Origin of the sequence: uncultured Jannaschia sp. (assembly GCF_947494055.1) — a bacterium.
Lineage (GTDB): Bacteria > Pseudomonadota > Alphaproteobacteria > Rhodobacterales > Rhodobacteraceae > Jannaschia.
Genome location: NZ_CANLTR010000058.1, coordinates 1 through 14,638 on the forward strand (window position 1 = coordinate 1; position 14,638 = coordinate 14,638).

A 14,638-nucleotide genomic window follows, 5' to 3' on the forward strand; every position below is an offset into this window, starting at 1 on the left:
AGCCGCGAGAGCGAAGCTTGCCCCTCTCGGGATCATGCTGCGCATCACCCTGCCGGGCAGTGGATCGCTGTATTGCAGCTCTGACGGCGAACGTGCCCTCCCCGCAGATTTGCCATGCAGATCGCCTGCCGGGTGACAGTACGTGGCGGTCCCATGACGAACCTGTCCCATGTCGCCTCCTTCCATTCCCGAGAAAGGATCGCACCACCAAACCGTGGGATCAAACAGCTAGTCTTAAAGGTTGGAAATGGGGCCGTTCAAACATCCAAGCTATCCTGCTGGACCAACGAGTTGGATTCCTCTTAGAATTTGCGCAACAGAGCCCGGCCAACCCATAGCTTGCGATATTTGAATGCGGTAATGGCCGCCAACCTAGCCGACATCATGCACGGCGGCCCGAGGTCTACCTGTCACATTCCGCGTGATTATACGGCCGCTTCTTGAAGAGGTCCGGCCTTTGCCGTTGCCAGTCCTTCGGAGCGTCGATGGGCGTTCGGCCCTTGAGCACTGATTGCGGGAGCTGGCCGTTGTAGAGGCGGACATAGCGATGGATCGTCTGTTCGAGGTCCTGACCGCTGTTGAAGTGATGGCTTTGCAGGACGTCCTCGATCCGGCCGTTGAAGCGCTCGACCATGCCATCGGTTTGTGGATGCATCGGCGGGGACAGGCGATGCTCGATGCCGAGATCGGCACAGAGGCGGTCGAAGTCGTGGTTGCCCGTGGCGGCGCGCTTTCGCAGGCCGAAGAGCCTATATGCGAACTCCTTGCCGTTGTCCGTGAGCACTCGCGTGATCCGCATCGGCGCGGCGCGGCGCGTTCGAGGTCGCGGAGAAAGCGACGGGCGTTGGCGGCGGTCTTCGCGGGATAGATGCGTACGAAGACCCGTCGCGTGGCGCGATCGATGGCGACGAACAGGTGAGGGCGAACCGTGGCGCCAGTGGCGCCGCGAAAGCCGCCTGAACGCGGCGGGTCTCGTCAGCCATCTGCGGCAGGTATTTCACGTCGACATGAAGGTAGCCCGGATCGTAGGCCTTGAAGGGCTTGTGCGCAGCCCGCGGCACGACGGGCCCCAGCGCGCGGAGGTTGCCCGCCCCATGCCGACGCAAGCAGCGGTCGAGCCCGGAGCGCGAGACGTGCGGATCAAGGAACTCATGCACCACAGACAGCAGGTCGTCCAGCGGCAGCAGCAGGGTCTTGCGCAAGGACACCGCCACGTTCTTCGCTACGATCGATCCACCGGATCGATCGCTTCACGCTCGAATCCTGCGCCGGCGTCAGCGTCGTCTGCAACCGATGCGGCGTGTGGCTGCGGTCCTCGACGCTGTTCCGGCCCCGCCACTTCCAGACTGTCTGCTCGGAGATGCCGTAGCGTTCCGCCACCTTCCAGGCCGGCTCGGTGCTCGTCTGGATCGCAGCCCGGATCTTCGGCGCCGTCGTCGCCTGCTTGTGAAGAGAGATCAGCACGCTTGCCTCCCGTCCCGAACCTCCCGCAGGATCGATCTTGCCATGAAGAGCGCGGTCCGGCGAGGGTCTATGTGACCATCCGGGACGGAAGACCTACCCCCGCAATCGCAGCCAGCCGACGAACAGCAAGCCGGCGCCGATCAGCGCGGTGAAATAGCCGAACGGGATGAGCCAAGGGGCCAGATCGGCGGCCACGGCGATGCCGGTGAGGGCCAAGCCGCCGATCGTCAGGGCAATGGCGATCCAGGCGAGGACCGATCGGGTCAGATAGCTGGGCTTCATTCGCGGGGCTCCGTGGATGGTGTTCGCTGGTCGGGCGACGCTGCGTCGTGGAGGAGGATGCGCGCCGCATCGCCCTCCGGATCGTCGTATTGTCCGTGTCGGAGCGTCCAGATGCAGGCGAGGAGGCCGAGCCCGCCGAGCGCCACGGAAACGGGGATGAGCACGATGAGGACGTTCACGGCCGCACCGCGTTGAGGACGACGGTGATCGAGGAGGCCGACATCGCGACCGCCGCGGCGAGCGGCGAGGCGAGCCCGGCGAGCGCCAGCGGAATGGCGAGCGCGTTGTAGAGCGCCGCCAGCGCGAGGTTCTGGCGGATGCGGCGGAGCGCGCGCCGGGCGGCGCGGCGGGCCTCGACGATGGCGCCAAGGTCGGCGGCGAGGATCACCGCGTCCGAGGCCACCCGCGCGGCGTCGAGGGCGGTGGCCGGGGCCATCGAGACATCCGCCGCCGCGAGCGCGGCCGTGTCGTTGATGCCGTCGCCGACCATCAGGACGCGATCGCCCTGGGCTTGCAGGTCACGGATCAGTGCTGTCTTGTCCTCGGCGCGCAGGCCCGCATGGATCTCGGTCAGATCCAACCGCCGTCCGAGCGCTTCGGCGGCCGCGGCCCGGTCGCCGGTCACGAGGATTGGTGCGATGCCGTCGCGGCGCAGCGCGTCGATCAGCGTTGCAGCGCCGGGCCGCAGCCGTTCGGTCACGGGCAGCGGGATCGTCCGGCCCGGCAGCCGGAGTTCGGTTCCCCCGGGACCACGACCGAGGAAGACGGGACGACCGCGCCAGCGACCATGCACGCCTTCGCCTGCGACTTCTCGAAGCGCCTCCACCGGCGCCGGCGCGTATTCGGCGAGCGCGGCGGCAAGGCTTTGCGCGACCGGATGGTCGGACGCCTGCGCAAGGGTCAGGGCGATCCCGGCGGCGTCCGGGTCCAGCGCCGGCGCATCGAACGCACCTTGGGTCAGCGTGCCGGTCTTGTCGAGGAGCACCGTGTCGACCTCCGCCAGCCGTTCGAGCGCGGTCGCGGATTTGAGCAGCACGCCGCGACGGAACAGCCGTGCGGTTGCCGTGGCCGTCACCGCCGGCACCGCGAGGCCGAGCGCGCAGGGGCAGGTGATGATGAGGACCGCCGTGGCGATACCGACCGCGAGATGCAGGTCCCCCGTGGTCGCCCACCAGCCCGCGAAGGCCAGAGCGGCGAGCCCGTGGACAAGAGGTGCGTAGAGTGCGGCCGCCCGGTCGGCGATGCCGGAATGTCGGTGCCGCGCGGTCTCCGCCACCTCCACGAGAGCGGCGATGCGACGAAGCGTGCTGTCCTCCGCGCGCGCGGTGGCGTGAAGGACGAGCGGCGCGTCGAGTATCGTGTCGCCCGCGCAGATTGCCCCACCGGCGGGAACCGGGACGGGCAGAGCTTCACCGGTCAGCGCGGAGCGGTCGACGCGGATCGCGGTCGCGGCCGTGCCATCCACGGGAGCGCGGGCGCCGGGCGCGAGCGCGATGCGGTCGCCCGGGACGATCGCGGCCACCGCGACCGTGCGACGGACGCCTTCGTCGAGGCAAGTCGCGCGCGGGATCTCGAGCGCGGTCAGCTCCGCCGCGGCGGAGCGTGCGGCGGCGCGGGCGCGGTGGTCGAGATAGCGGCCCGCGAGAAGGAAGAAGGTGAGCGACAGCGCGGCGTCGAACCAGGTATCCGCGCCCAGTCCCGCGACCGTTTCGTGAAGCGAGGTCGCCGCGGCGAGGCCGATGGCGAGCGCGATGGGTACGTCCATGTTGACCCGACCCGCGCGAAGCGCGGCGCCGGCGGAGGCAAAGAACGGGACCGCCGCGAAGGCCAGCGCGGGCAGGGCGATCGCGGCCGAGACCCAGTGGAACAGGGCCCGCGTCGCGTCGCCCGCCCCCGACCAGACCGCGACGGAGAGGGCCATGACGTTCATCATCGCGAAGCCCGCGACGGCGATGCGCGCGAGCAGCAGGCGGCCGGCGGGGTCGGCCTCGGTCAGCGCGTCCGCGTCGAGCTCGTGCGCCTCGAAGCCCGCGGCATCGAGCGCGGCGAGGGCGGGGGCGGCGCCGCGCCCCGGATCGGCGACGACGCGGACCCGGCGGCGGCCGAGATTGACACGCGCGGCGCGGATGCCGGGGGTACGGGCCAGAACGCCCTCGACCCCGGCGATGCAGGCGGCGCAGTGGATGGCCGGGAGCGCGATGTGGTGGACCTCCCCGGCGGCGTCGCGCGGGGTGGCGTCGGCCACGTCGATCCCGGCGCAGGCCGGGCAGGCGGCGAGGGCGGTCATCCCGGGACCCGTAGGGGAATGCGGCGGCGGAACGGCGTGCCGTCGGGGGCCCGCAGGTCGAGACGCAGGTTCCAGTTGCCGGGGGCAAGCTGCGCAGGCGCGACGAGCGCGGCGCCGTCCCAGTCGAAGCGCGGCGTGCGGTCCTCCGCGACGCTGGTGGCGCGGCCGAGCGTGGCGGTGACGATCCCGGGCCGCACCGGCGCGCCGCCCGGCCCGGCGATGGCGAGGCGCAGCGTGCCTCCCGCGTGGTCGAGCGTCACGTCCCAGCCGAGCGCTTCCTGCGCCGCGCGGTCGGCGTCGAAATGCTGCGAGGCGACATAGGCGCTGTCGGTCTCGAGGCCGGGGAAGGTCCACACGGCGTTGAAAGCAAGGGCGAGGTTCACTGCGATGATGATCGCGAAGCCGCCCGTGAACATGGCGGCGACGTGCCATCCGCGAAGGGGTCTATCCTGCATTGCCGGTCCGCTCATCGAAGCTGCCTCGTCCGTTGAAGATGCTGTCCTGATGCGCCCGCTCGCCGGAGATGCCGTCCTCCACCCAGAAGCGCAGGTCGGTCCGACCGGCCGCCGCGGTCTGCGTCTCAGGCCTCGCGGCCACGTACACGCGATGGAGCGCCGTGGCGTCGGGCGGCACCGTGACCGTCCGTCCCTCCGTCCCCTCGATCGACAGGGCGAGCGCGTCGGGGGCGGTGAGCGAGAGGTCGAAGTCCCGCGCCTCCCCGTGCTTGTTGCGCAGCCGCACGTCGTAGGCATTGCGGATCGTGCCGTCCGAGAGCGTCACGAAGGTCGGATTGCGGATCGGGGCGACGATCATCTCGATCTCGGGCCGGATGAACAGCGCGACGAGGAGCGCGACGCCGATCGCGGCCCAGGCCACGCCGTAGACGATGGTGCGGGGTCGGAAGACGTGCTTCCAGATCGGCTTCGGCCGCCAGTCGCCGACATCGCGCGGACCCGGCGTGGCGGTCGTGACGGCGGGTGCTGCGAGAGCGTGCGGGGCAGGGCGGGCGGCGCCATCGATGGATTGCGTGGCCGCCATGCCCGTCGCCTGCGTCACCGGCGCGTCCGGCGCGGAGGAGCCCATCGGCCGGGTCGCCACGCGGTCGCCGGGCCGGAGCGGCGGTTCGTCGTCGAGGGCGAGGTAGTCGATCAGGCCGCGCGGCCGGCCGATCTTCGCCATCACGTCGTCGCAAGCGTCGATGCAGAGGGCGCAGGTAATGCACTCCATCTGCTGCCCTTCGCGGATGTCGATCCCCATCGGGCAGACGGCGACGCAGGCCATGCAGTCGATACAGTCGCCGAGAGCTTCGCCCGATCGCGACACGCGATCGCCGGCCGTATCTTGGTCGCCCGCGCCGGCGCCGTAGCGGACCCGTGCTGACCCGCCGCCCGTGGCCTCCGCCGCGACAGCGGCGCGCCGCCGCGTGCCCTTGCCGCGCGGCTCGCCCCGCCAGTGCCGGTAGCCGACCGTGAGCGTGCCGGGATCCATCATCGCGCCCTGAATGCGGGGCCAGGGGCACATGTAGATGCAGACCTGCTCCCGCAGGAAGCCAGCCAGGACGAAGGTCGTCGCGGTAAGGACGGCCACGGTGGCGTAGGCCACGGGATGCGCGTCCAGCGTGACGAGGTCGCGCAGCAGCGTCGGCGCGTCGGCAAAGTAGAACACCCAGGCCCCGCCGGTGGCCATCGCGATCGAGAGCCAGGCCGCCCATTTCGTGAGCCTGAGCCGCCATTTCCGCACGTCCCAGGGCGCGTTCCAGAGGCGGATGCGGGCATTGCGATCACCCTCGATCCGCCGCTCGACGGCGAAGAACAGGTCGGTCCAGACCGTTTGCGGGCAGGCATAGCCGCACCAGACCCGCCCGAGCGCCGAGGTGAAGAGGAAGAGCCCGAGCGCCGCCATGATGAGCAGCCCCGCGACGAAATAGAATTCGTGCGGCCAGATCTCGATCCAGAAGAAGTAGAAGCGTCGGTTCGCGAGGTCGACGAGAACCGCCTGATCGGGCAGGTTCGGCCCCCGGTCCCAGCGGATCCAGGGCGTGACGTAGTAGATGCCGAGCGTGACGACCATGATCGCCCATTTCAGGCGCCGGAACGTGCCGCGAACCCGTCTCGGAAAGACGGGTTCCTGCGCGGCGAAGAGGGGGACATCGGTCATGGGTGGCTCGGGATCGGATGGGCGGCCCATCGCAGACGGGGGCCCGGTGCGCGTTGACATGGATCAAGCGCGCCGGGCCGTGCGGGAAGGGGCCTAGTCGGTCTCGACCGGTTCGACCGGCGGTTCCCCCGCTTCGGCCGGGGTCGGCTCGGCCCCGGCGGGATAGCTCGCCGGCGGAACCTCGGCCGCGGCCTCCGCCTCCGCGTCGTCGACCGGTGCGGCGACCTGCCGCTCGCCGCCGCCAAGCCCGTGAACATAGGCCGCGACGGCGCGGATCTGCGCCTCGCCCAGACGGTCGCCCCAGGGCGGCATGACGCCGTGGCGGGGGGTACGGAGCTGCCGCTCGATATCCTCCTGCCGGCCACCGCGGAGCCAGATCGCGTCGGCAAGGTTCGGCGCGCCGAGTTCGCGGTCGCCCCGGCCGTCCTCGCCATGACAGGCGGTGCAGTTCTGCGCGAAGAGTTCGGCCCCGTCCGATGCCAAAGCCGCGTCGTGGTCGAGACCCGACAGGCCGCGCACGAAAGCGGCGGTGGCGGCGATCTCCTCATCCGTGAGGATGCCCTCGAAGGCCGGCATCTCGGAGAAGCGGGCGCCGGCATCCTCCTCGTTGCGGATGCCATGGCGGACGGTGATGGCGATGTCCTCGATCTGCCCGCCCCAGAGCCAGTCGTCGTCGAGCAGGTTCGGATAGCCCCCGGCCTGCACGCCCGCCGCGCCCGCGCCGTGGCATTGCGAGCAGTGGTTGCGGAACACGGAGGCGCCGGCGGCGACGGCGAAGTCGTGCAGCGCCGCGTTCTCCTCCAGCACGCCGAGGTCGATGGTGGCGAGGCTTTCGGTCAGCTCCGCGTTCGAAAGCGCCACGCGCTCCACCTCGGCGGCGACCTCCGCGCGGGTGGAATAGCCCAGCAGGCCCACCGTCGCGCCGGAGACCATCGGCCATGCGGGGAACAGGATCGTGTAGATCACGCCCCAGACCACGGTGGCGTAGAAGGTCCAGAGCCACCAGCGGGGCAGGGGGGTGTTCAGCTCCTTGATGCCATCCCAGTCGTGGCCGGTGGTCTCGGTTCCCGTGGCCTCGTCGATTTCCTTTCGGTCAGACATCGCGGCGCGCTCCCTCGGGTCCGGATAGGCGTTGCGGCGCGGCCTCGTCGTGGCGAAACGGCACCGCCGCCGCGTCGTCGTGCAGGTCCCGCGAGCCGGGGCGGAAGGCCCAGCCGATCACGCCGAGGAAGATGCAGGTCAGGATCAGCAGGACCCAGCTGTCGGCCAGTTCGCGCAGGAAGGAATAGGTGTCCATCGTCGCCTCCTCAGCGGCTGTCGTCCGGGGTGAAGGTTGAGAAGTCGACGAGCGTGCCGACCATCTGGAGGTAGGCGATGAGCGCATCCATCTCGGTCGTCGCCGACAGCCCGTCGAAATTGCGGACCTGCGCGCCGGGATAGCGTTCGAGCAGGCCGTCGATGTCGCCCCACGGGTCGGTCTGGACGCGGAAATCGGCCTCGGCCGCCGCGATCATCTCCTCGGTATAGGGCACGCCCACCATCGCATGGGTCTCGACGAGCTCCCCGATATGGGTGGAGTCGATCTCGGTATCGGCGAGGAAGGCGTATTTCGGCATGATGCTTTCGGGCACCACGCTCTGCGGGTCGGTCAGGTGATCGACTTGCCATTCGTCCGAATAGCGGCCGCCGACGCGGGCGAGGTCCGGCCCGGTGCGCTTGGAGCCCCATTGGAACGGGTGGTCGTACATCGACTCGGCGGCGAGCGAGTAATGCCCGTAGCGCTCCACCTCGTCGCGCATCGGCCGGATCATCTGGCTGTGACAGGTGTAGCAGCCCTCGCGGATGTAGATGTCGCGCCCGGCCAGCTCGAGCGGGGAATAGGGGCGCATCCCTTCCACCTCCTCGATCGTGTTCTCCAGCCAGAAAAGCGGCGCGATCTCCACCGCGCCGCCGACGGTGACGACCGCGAAGCTCGCCGCGAGCAGAAGCGTCGCGTTGCGCTCGAGCCGCTGGTGGAAGGTGATCGTCTTCGTCTCCGGCGGCAGTTCGTTGGGAATGTCGCCCTCGCGCACGGCTTCCTCGGCGGTAACGACCTTGGGGTCGTCGGCGGGATTGTAATCGGGGCTCTGGGGGTCCTTGCTCATCTGTCTCACTCCGCGGGGGTGGCTGCGAGGACGGGGCGCGCGTCGGGGGCGCGGATCGTCCGCCACATGTTCCAGATCATGACGAGCCCGCCCGCGAGGTAGAGGACGCCGCCCAGGGCGCGGACCACGTACATCGGGAACTTGGCGGACACGGTGTCGGCGAAGGCGTTGACGAGGAAGCCGTTGGCATCGACCTCGCGCCACATCAGGCCTTCCATGATCCCGGAGACCCACATCGAGGCCGCGTAGAGGACGATCCCCAGCGTCGCGAGCCAGAAGTGCAGGTTGATCGCGGCGACCGAGTGCATCTGCCTGCGGCCCCAAAGGCGCGGCGTCAGGAAGTAGAGCGCGCCGAAGGTGATCAGTCCGTTCCAGCCGAGCGCGCCGCTATGGACGTGGCCGATGGTCCAGTCGGTGTAGTGGCTGAGCGAGTTGACCGCGCGGATCGACATCATCGGCCCCTCGAAGGTCGACATGCCGTAGAAGGCGAGGCTGGCCACGAACATCCGGATGATCGGATCGGTGCGGATCTTGTCCCACGCCCCCTGGAGCGTCATCAGCCCGTTGATCATGCCGCCCCAGGAGGGCATCCACAGGATCACCGAGAACACCATGCCGAGCGTCGCGGCCCAGTCGGGGAGGGCGGTGTAATGCAGGTGGTGCGGCCCCGCCCAGATATAGAGGAAGATCAGCGCCCAGAAGTGGATGATCGAGAGCTTGTAGCTGTAGATCGGTCGCTCGGCCTGCTTCGGGACGAAATAGTACATCATCCCGAGGAAGCCCGCGGTCAGGAAGAAGCCGACGGCGTTGTGACCGTACCACCACTGGGTCATGGCGTCCTGCACGCCGGCGAAGACCTGCACCGACTTCGAGCCCCAGATGCTGACGGGGATCGAGAGGTTGTTGACCACGTGCAGCATCGCCACGGTCACGATGAAGGCGAGATAGAACCAGTTGGCGACGTAGATATGCCGCTCGCGTCGCCTGACGATCGTGCCGAGGAACACGGCGAGGTAGACCAGCCAAACGATTGTAAGCCAGATGTCGACGTACCATTCCGGCTCGGCATATTCCTTCGACTGCGTCGCACCGAGCAGGTAGCCGGTCGCGGCCAGCACGATGAAGAGGTTGTAGCCCCAGAACACGAACCAGCCCGCGTTGCCGCCCCAGAGCCGCGCGCCGCATGTGCGCTGCACCACGTAGAAGGAGGTCGCGATCAGGGCATTGCCGCCGAAGGCGAAGATCACCGCCGACGTGTGGAGCGGGCGGAGGCGACCGAAATTGGCGTAGGGCTGTGCCCATTCGATGTTGAGCGCGGGGAAGGCCAGCTGAAAGGCGATCCAGGTCCCCACCAGAAAGCCCGCGGCGCCCCAGAACGCGGTGGCGATCACGCCCGCGCGGACGGGGCCGTCCATGTAACCGCCAGGCGCGGGGCGCGGGGCGCGCGGAACCCCGTCGGCCGGCATCGTCCGAAGCGTCCACAGGAAGGCCGAGGCCGAAAGGACGAGGACGATGATCGCATGGAGCATATAGGCCGGGTCTCGCGCCCAGTCCGCCCCCATCGCGGCCAGGAACGCGAGCAGGCCGAACCCGACCAGCTTGAGATAATCCGACATGCCAATCCTTTCCCGATCGTCGCGGGACCGGTGGCATGCCGGTTCGGGCGGCGGCCTTGATCGAGATCAAACCGACGAAGAAATCCGGCTCAGGTCAGCAGCGCGCCGTCGCCGTCGTCGCCGGCCTCGGCGATGAGCGCGGCGAGATCTTCGCAGAGGATACCCCGTGCACCGTCGAGGCGGATCAGCCCGTCCTTGCGGAGCGCGGTCATCTGCCGGCTGACGGTCTCGATCGTGAGGCCCAGATAGGCCGCCATCGCCTCGCGGGTGAGCGGCAGCTCCGCACGGAGCGGCCGGGCTGCGGTCGGGGCCCGTCGCAGGATGATCGCGAGCAGCGTCGCGACCTTCTCGCGCGCGGTCTTGCGGCCGAGGACCAGCATCCAGTCCCGCGCCGCGTCGAGCTCGTCGAGCGACATCTCCAGCAGCCGCCCGGCAAGATGCGGCGTTTCCGTCATCATCCGCTCGAAGGCCCGCCGGTCGAACATGCAGAGCGTGACCTTCGTCGCAGCGGTAACCTCGTAGGGCGCGGTGGTCCGGCCGGGACGGCCGACGAAGTCCGAGGGCATCAGAAGCCCCACCATCTGCATCCGTCCGTCCTCGAGGGAGCGGGTGAGCGTCGCGCAGCCCTCGACGACGGACGCGACGAAGGACAGCGCCTGCCCTTCGAGTACGATCGTCTCGCCCGCCTTCCAGGTGCGGTAGGACTTCATGGCTGCAAGGCGGGCGAGATCCTCGCCCTCGCAAGACGCGCAGACGGCTCGGTGCCGGATCGGACAGGCAGCGCAATCGACGGTCGCGAGCGAAAGGTCGATACGTGACATGGCTGGACTCTCCGGCGGTAAAGGCAGGCAAGGTGTCACGTCCATTGACCTGCATCAAGGCGACGGGGGCCGAGGCCGGCAGGGCGGGACCATTTCCGACGCGAGGCTCACCGCCCGCGCCCTCGCGGCCCGCGCGTCCCTTTACACGAGCTATCCACCCGCGACGCAGTTCTCCGATGCGGTCGGACCCGACATACCGAGCGACTGGATGGCTTACGTTCCGGCGGGCGCACGGACCTCGCTCTACGTCCACATCCCGTTCTGCCGGTGGCTCTGCTGGTTCTGCGCCCGCCGGACTCAAGAAGTCGACACCGAGGATCCACTTGCGCCCTATCTCGACGCGCCCCAGGCGGAAATCGCGCTGGTCGCGGCACCGCTTCCGGGCGGCGTGACGATCGAGCACCTGTATGTGGGGGGCGGCAGGCCGGCATTCCTGCGGCGCCGCCTCTTCGCGATGATCGGCGCCGCTTTCCCGTGTGTCCCCGGCGCGGAGGTCTCCTCAATCGAGGTCGACCCAACCAAGCCGATGCACGCCGCTTCGACGCGCAGGCGGCGGCGGTGCGGGGTCTGTAGGCGTGGGGCGTGGCGGGCATCTATTTCGACCTGCTCAACAGATTGCCGCGGCAGACTCTGGCGAGCCTCGATTACACGATCGATGGGTGCCCGGGCTCGAACCCGAGCGGCACGCGCTCTACGGTTCCGCGCATGGGCCCCGGATATCGAAACAGCAGGTGATCATCCGGGAGGCCGACCCGCCCGACGCCGCGCAACGGCTCGACCTTGCGGCTCGCGCGTCGGACCGGCTCCACAAGGTTAGGTTTCGGGCGATCGGCATCGCTCATTTCGCGCAACGCGGTGCCGGAGGGACGTCACAGCCTGTTGTCTGACAGGAGCAGGACCGACACCGAATCGTTAATCCTGGATGCTCCGCAGGAACGCCGTGAGCGCGAGCAGATCGGCCGGGACCGGCGTGCCGAGCCCGTCATGTTCGACGATCACCGTGTCGCCGAGACCCTGCGCGCCGAACTCCGGCATGACCGCTTCCGGATCGCCGTGCCGGTCCAGCCCGTCGATCGTCGCCATCACGTAATCCTCGGGGAACGTCCCGCCCGCCCGAGCCGAGAGTCCGGTCAGATCAGGTCCGATCCCGCCGCTTCCGTCATCGTCGTGACACCCCGTGCAACTCGCTGCGAAGAGCGCCTTCCCGCGGGAGGCGTCGATATCCGCCTCCGTCGGGAGGCGATCGTTCGTCTGGCAGGCCGTCAGGAGAAACGACGTGGCGAGCATTAATGGGGCGAGGCGCATGAGGGGAGCCTTTCTGCATCAGAGGACGACGGTGCAGGTTTGGTCATGCGCGTTCAATGCGCAAGGAGCACTGGCATCTCGCTCTGCGCCATCACCGTCCGGGTTGTACCGCCGAGGATCAGCTCACGCATCCGAGAATGCTCCCAGGCCCCCATCACCACAAGGTCGGCCCGCAACTCCCGGGCACGGTCGAGAATGGCCCGGCCGATCTCGACCCCCCCGCTGGGATATTGCTGCACGTCGACCTTGCAGCCGTGACGGCTGAGCCACCGCGCCATGTCTGAGCCGGGGTTCTCGCCGTCGCGCAGTGGTGTCGCGACCGGATCGAAGACCGCAACGGTGACGTCCTCCGCTGCCCGGAGGAGCGGCAGGGCCGCATGGGCGGCGCGGCCGGCCGGCAGACCCGAGTTCCAGGCCAGAAGGACACGCTTCGGCTGCAACGCGCCGGGTTTCCGCATGCCGTTGATCATCAGGCCCACCGGGATCTGGAAGAGCGCGGCCTGCACCGCCCGGCCCGCGGCGTTCGTACTGTTGCGGACTGCGTCGCAGGCCAGCACGAGGTCACAGGTCATGGCTCGCCGGGCGATTGCCACACCGAGGGCCGCCGGCTCTGCCATGAGGACCTCTACCTCGGCGCTGCAATCCTGTCGCGCGAGTTCGTCCCGCAGTACGTCGGCCTGCGCCTGCAACTGCTCGCGGCTGGCCTTGACATCGTCCATCCAGTTCTGAGGAAGCGCGAGGGCGCCGTATTCCCCCGCACCGTAGGCATAGACCGGCAACTGGGGCATCGAGCCAAGGATCACAACGGACAGGTGGGCACCCGACTCTCGGACGCTTTCCGAGAGCAGACCGAGATCCCCTGGCCGGGCCTCGGTGTCCAAGAGTAGAAGGATCGTTACGTTACGCATGTCGGCTGCTCCCGGATCTGGCCGGACGACCATCTGCGTCACCCGAAAGCGCGTCTTTGATGAAGATCAAAGGATTCGAGGCGGCGTAGGCCCGATCGAGAGAGGGGGATGGATTGGCAGCGGCGGTCGGGTTCATCGGACAACCTCCCAATAAGGTAGATATGTCGACGAGGGAGAAGGAACTATCACGCTACTAAAATTGGCCAAGGACAAAGGCGCCTCGCTGCTGCGACGACTGTCCTAAGAGCGCCTAACGAAACTGATCGTCTTCTAGTGGATTCTTTGGTCATAAGAGATGGGCTTGTGACGGATGAGATGTGGGCGATGGTTGCGCCGCTGCTGCCCGAGGGGCCAGCCAAGCCGAAAGGTGGTCGTCCGCGTGTACCGGATCGAGATGCCCTGCGTGGGTTCGTTTTCGTCCTGCGCTCGAGCATGGCGTGGGGGATGCCGCCGCGCGAGGTGTTCGGCTGCTCGGGTATGACGTGCTGGCGGCTGCGGGACTGGCGAGCCGCCGGGATGTGGGACCGGCGGCACCGCGTCCTGTTCGAACGGCTCAACCCGCGCAGGCAAGCTAGACTGATCCCGTGCCTCGATGGACGCCGCGTCCATCGGGGCGAACGTATGGCCCGCCCCGGTTGCAAGCGCTATTCGGACGCTGGCGGGATCAGACTGCACAAACGCATCCGGCATGTCGGTCCGTGGTTGCGTCCGCGGCCAAGATGGCGATCCGCGCATCCCGATCCTCATGGAGGGGCTGGCCTCCTGACAGGATGACGCACATCGCAGCCTGGGCAATTTTGTCCCGGAGGTTTGCGGGATGCCAATCGACTGTCAGGTCATCTTCCTTCCACCACTCGCAGGTCGGGGGCTGTTAGCTCCGCGCTGTCAGCCGATCCTGTATCCCTTAAGGCGGCTGTCATCGTCGGCGCGGCCGCGCAAAGAGGTGGTTCGGTTCATTTGAACAGGTTCCGGGCGTTCGCTAAGTGGTTTTCCGCCTCGGTTACGCCGCCACCGTTTCGGGCATCGGCTGGCCGAAGTAGGACTGATCGGGCGTTCTTCCGTCAAGCGCTGAATTGGGTCGGCGGCTGTTGTAGAAGCCAAGGTAGCGGCCGATGAAGGTACGGGCCCCCGGGACACTTGCATAGGCCCGCAGGTAGACCTCCTCGTATTTGAGGGTTCGCCAGAGGCGTTCGACGAAAACCTTGTCGCGCCAGGCTCCCTGGCCGTCTGTTACCGGCAGGTGATTGCAAGCAATCACCAAGGGGCATGCTGATCTTGATCTCGCAGGCGGCCAGCACATTAATGAACTCGGTCGATGTGAACTGGCTTCCTTGATCCGTATTGAAGATCTCGGGGACGAGATGGCGCGCCAAGGCTTCCTCAACTGCTTCGATGCAAAAATCCGCCTCCAGCGTGATAGACACGCGCCATGTCAGGACGCGGCGGGTGATCAGTCCAAAACAGCGGCGAGATAGATGAAGCCTCGCGCCATCGGAGGCCTTGTTGCGCAAAGCCTGCTTGGGATTCACATTGCGAGTCCAGCTGCATAGCTGGGCGACATGTCTAAGCCCGCGCCTACCCGCTACCGCACTCTGAACTGGTCCGCCTACAACGCATCGCTGCGTGAGCGCGGGTCGCTGACGGTCTGGTTCGA

At 68.1% G+C, this 14,638-nt stretch carries 12 protein-coding genes and 4 pseudogenes; 2 read left to right on the top strand and 14 right to left on the bottom strand.

Features of this window, described 5'->3' with window-relative positions:
* Positions 1–403: 403 nt before the first annotated feature.
* The 13 genes and pseudogenes from Q1A87_RS21220 to Q1A87_RS21280 all read right to left on the bottom strand — a co-directional run bounded on the left by Q1A87_RS21220 (position 404) and on the right by Q1A87_RS21280 (position 12,864).
* A pseudogene (locus Q1A87_RS21220) lies at positions 404–1,464 on the bottom strand (IS481 family transposase).
* Between the two features lie 93 nt (positions 1,465–1,557).
* Complete coding sequence (locus Q1A87_RS21225; RefSeq protein ID WP_299656202.1) at positions 1,558–1,746, bottom strand: hypothetical protein; 189 nt, start codon at positions 1,744–1,746, stop codon at positions 1,558–1,560.
* Positions 1,743–1,925: a cbb3-type cytochrome oxidase assembly protein CcoS gene (gene ccoS, locus Q1A87_RS21230; protein ID WP_299656205.1), complete on the bottom strand. Its 183-nt coding sequence runs from the start codon at positions 1,923–1,925 to the stop codon at positions 1,743–1,745. The genes Q1A87_RS21225 and ccoS overlap by 4 nt, the downstream gene beginning before the upstream one ends.
* Positions 1,922–4,033: a heavy metal translocating P-type ATPase gene (locus Q1A87_RS21235; RefSeq protein ID WP_299656208.1), complete on the bottom strand. Its 2,112-nt coding sequence runs from the start codon at positions 4,031–4,033 to the stop codon at positions 1,922–1,924. The genes ccoS and Q1A87_RS21235 overlap by 4 nt, the downstream gene beginning before the upstream one ends.
* Positions 4,030–4,488 (bottom strand): FixH family protein, encoded by a 459-nt coding sequence (locus Q1A87_RS21240; protein ID WP_299656211.1) that lies wholly within the window; start codon positions 4,486–4,488, stop codon positions 4,030–4,032. The genes Q1A87_RS21235 and Q1A87_RS21240 overlap by 4 nt, the downstream gene beginning before the upstream one ends.
* Positions 4,478–6,190 carry a 4Fe-4S dicluster domain-containing protein gene (locus Q1A87_RS21245; RefSeq protein ID WP_299656214.1) on the bottom strand — a complete coding sequence of 571 codons (1,713 nt, stop codon included), beginning with the start codon at positions 6,188–6,190 and terminating at the stop codon, positions 4,478–4,480. The genes Q1A87_RS21240 and Q1A87_RS21245 overlap by 11 nt, the downstream gene beginning before the upstream one ends.
* A gap of 93 nt (positions 6,191–6,283) precedes the next feature.
* The gene (ccoP, locus tag Q1A87_RS21250) at positions 6,284–7,291 is read right to left on the bottom strand and encodes a cytochrome-c oxidase, cbb3-type subunit III (protein WP_363323043.1); all 1,008 of its coding nucleotides are present in this window, start codon (positions 7,289–7,291) and stop codon (positions 6,284–6,286) included.
* Positions 7,284–7,487 (bottom strand): cbb3-type cytochrome c oxidase subunit 3, encoded by a 204-nt coding sequence (locus Q1A87_RS21255; protein ID WP_299656216.1) that lies wholly within the window; start codon positions 7,485–7,487, stop codon positions 7,284–7,286. The genes ccoP and Q1A87_RS21255 overlap by 8 nt, the downstream gene beginning before the upstream one ends.
* A 10-nt stretch (positions 7,488–7,497) precedes the next feature.
* Positions 7,498–8,334 (bottom strand): cytochrome-c oxidase, cbb3-type subunit II, encoded by an 837-nt coding sequence (gene ccoO / locus Q1A87_RS21260; protein ID WP_299656219.1) that lies wholly within the window; start codon positions 8,332–8,334, stop codon positions 7,498–7,500.
* Between the two features lie 5 nt (positions 8,335–8,339).
* A complete protein-coding gene (ccoN, locus tag Q1A87_RS21265; RefSeq protein WP_299656222.1) occupies positions 8,340–9,950 on the bottom strand; it encodes a cytochrome-c oxidase, cbb3-type subunit I in 1,611 nt (536 codons plus the stop codon).
* 89 nt (positions 9,951–10,039) lie between these two features.
* Entirely contained in the window at positions 10,040–10,771 is a 732-nt protein-coding gene (fnrL, locus tag Q1A87_RS21270; protein WP_299656225.1) for a transcriptional regulator FnrL, read from the bottom strand.
* A 912-nt stretch (positions 10,772–11,683) separates the two neighbouring features.
* Positions 11,684–12,076, bottom strand: a complete 393-nt coding sequence (locus Q1A87_RS21275) for a cytochrome c (protein ID WP_299656227.1) — start codon at positions 12,074–12,076, stop codon at positions 11,684–11,686.
* A gap of 53 nt (positions 12,077–12,129) precedes the next feature.
* Positions 12,130–12,864 carry a universal stress protein gene (locus Q1A87_RS21280; protein ID WP_299656230.1) on the bottom strand — a complete coding sequence of 245 codons (735 nt, stop codon included), beginning with the start codon at positions 12,862–12,864 and terminating at the stop codon, positions 12,130–12,132.
* Between the two features lie 408 nt (positions 12,865–13,272).
* On the opposite strand from Q1A87_RS21280, the pseudogene Q1A87_RS21285 reads away from it, so the two are divergent.
* Positions 13,273–13,561 (top strand): annotated as a pseudogene (locus Q1A87_RS21285) (transposase); the annotation flags it as partial.
* 423 nt (positions 13,562–13,984) lie between these two features.
* On the opposite strand, the pseudogene Q1A87_RS21290 reads toward Q1A87_RS21285, so the two are convergent.
* Positions 13,985–14,506 (bottom strand): annotated as a pseudogene (locus Q1A87_RS21290) (DDE-type integrase/transposase/recombinase); the annotation flags it as partial.
* Between the two features lie 37 nt (positions 14,507–14,543).
* On the opposite strand from Q1A87_RS21290, the pseudogene Q1A87_RS21295 reads away from it, so the two are divergent.
* Positions 14,544–14,638: pseudogene (locus tag Q1A87_RS21295) on the top strand (IS5/IS1182 family transposase); the annotation flags it as partial.

What these genes read in the sequence shown, in the direction of transcription:
- Q1A87_RS21225 (WP_299656202.1), bottom strand. Translation starts at nt 1,746, where the DNA reads ATGAAGCCCAGCTATCTGACCCGATCGGTCCTCGCCTGGATCGCCATT.
- Q1A87_RS21235 (WP_299656208.1), bottom strand. Translation starts at nt 4,033, where the DNA reads ATGACCGCCCTCGCCGCCTGCCCGGCCTGCGCCGGGATCGACGTGGCC.
- Q1A87_RS21240 (WP_299656211.1), bottom strand. Translation starts at nt 4,488, where the DNA reads ATGCAGGATAGACCCCTTCGCGGATGGCACGTCGCCGCCATGTTCACG.
- Q1A87_RS21245 (WP_299656214.1), bottom strand. Translation starts at nt 6,190, where the DNA reads ATGACCGATGTCCCCCTCTTCGCCGCGCAGGAACCCGTCTTTCCGAGA.
- ccoP (WP_363323043.1), bottom strand. Translation starts at nt 7,291, where the DNA reads ATGTCTGACCGAAAGGAAATCGACGAGGCCACGGGAACCGAGACCACC.
- Q1A87_RS21255 (WP_299656216.1), bottom strand. Translation starts at nt 7,487, where the DNA reads ATGGACACCTATTCCTTCCTGCGCGAACTGGCCGACAGCTGGGTCCTG.
- ccoO (WP_299656219.1), bottom strand. Translation starts at nt 8,334, where the DNA reads ATGAGCAAGGACCCCCAGAGCCCCGATTACAATCCCGCCGACGACCCC.
- ccoN (WP_299656222.1), bottom strand. Translation starts at nt 9,950, where the DNA reads ATGTCGGATTATCTCAAGCTGGTCGGGTTCGGCCTGCTCGCGTTCCTG.
- fnrL (WP_299656225.1), bottom strand. Translation starts at nt 10,771, where the DNA reads ATGTCACGTATCGACCTTTCGCTCGCGACCGTCGATTGCGCTGCCTGT.
- Q1A87_RS21275 (WP_299656227.1), bottom strand. Translation starts at nt 12,076, where the DNA reads ATGCGCCTCGCCCCATTAATGCTCGCCACGTCGTTTCTCCTGACGGCC.
- Q1A87_RS21280 (WP_299656230.1), bottom strand. Translation starts at nt 12,864, where the DNA reads ATGCCCCAGTTGCCGGTCTATGCCTACGGTGCGGGGGAATACGGCGCC.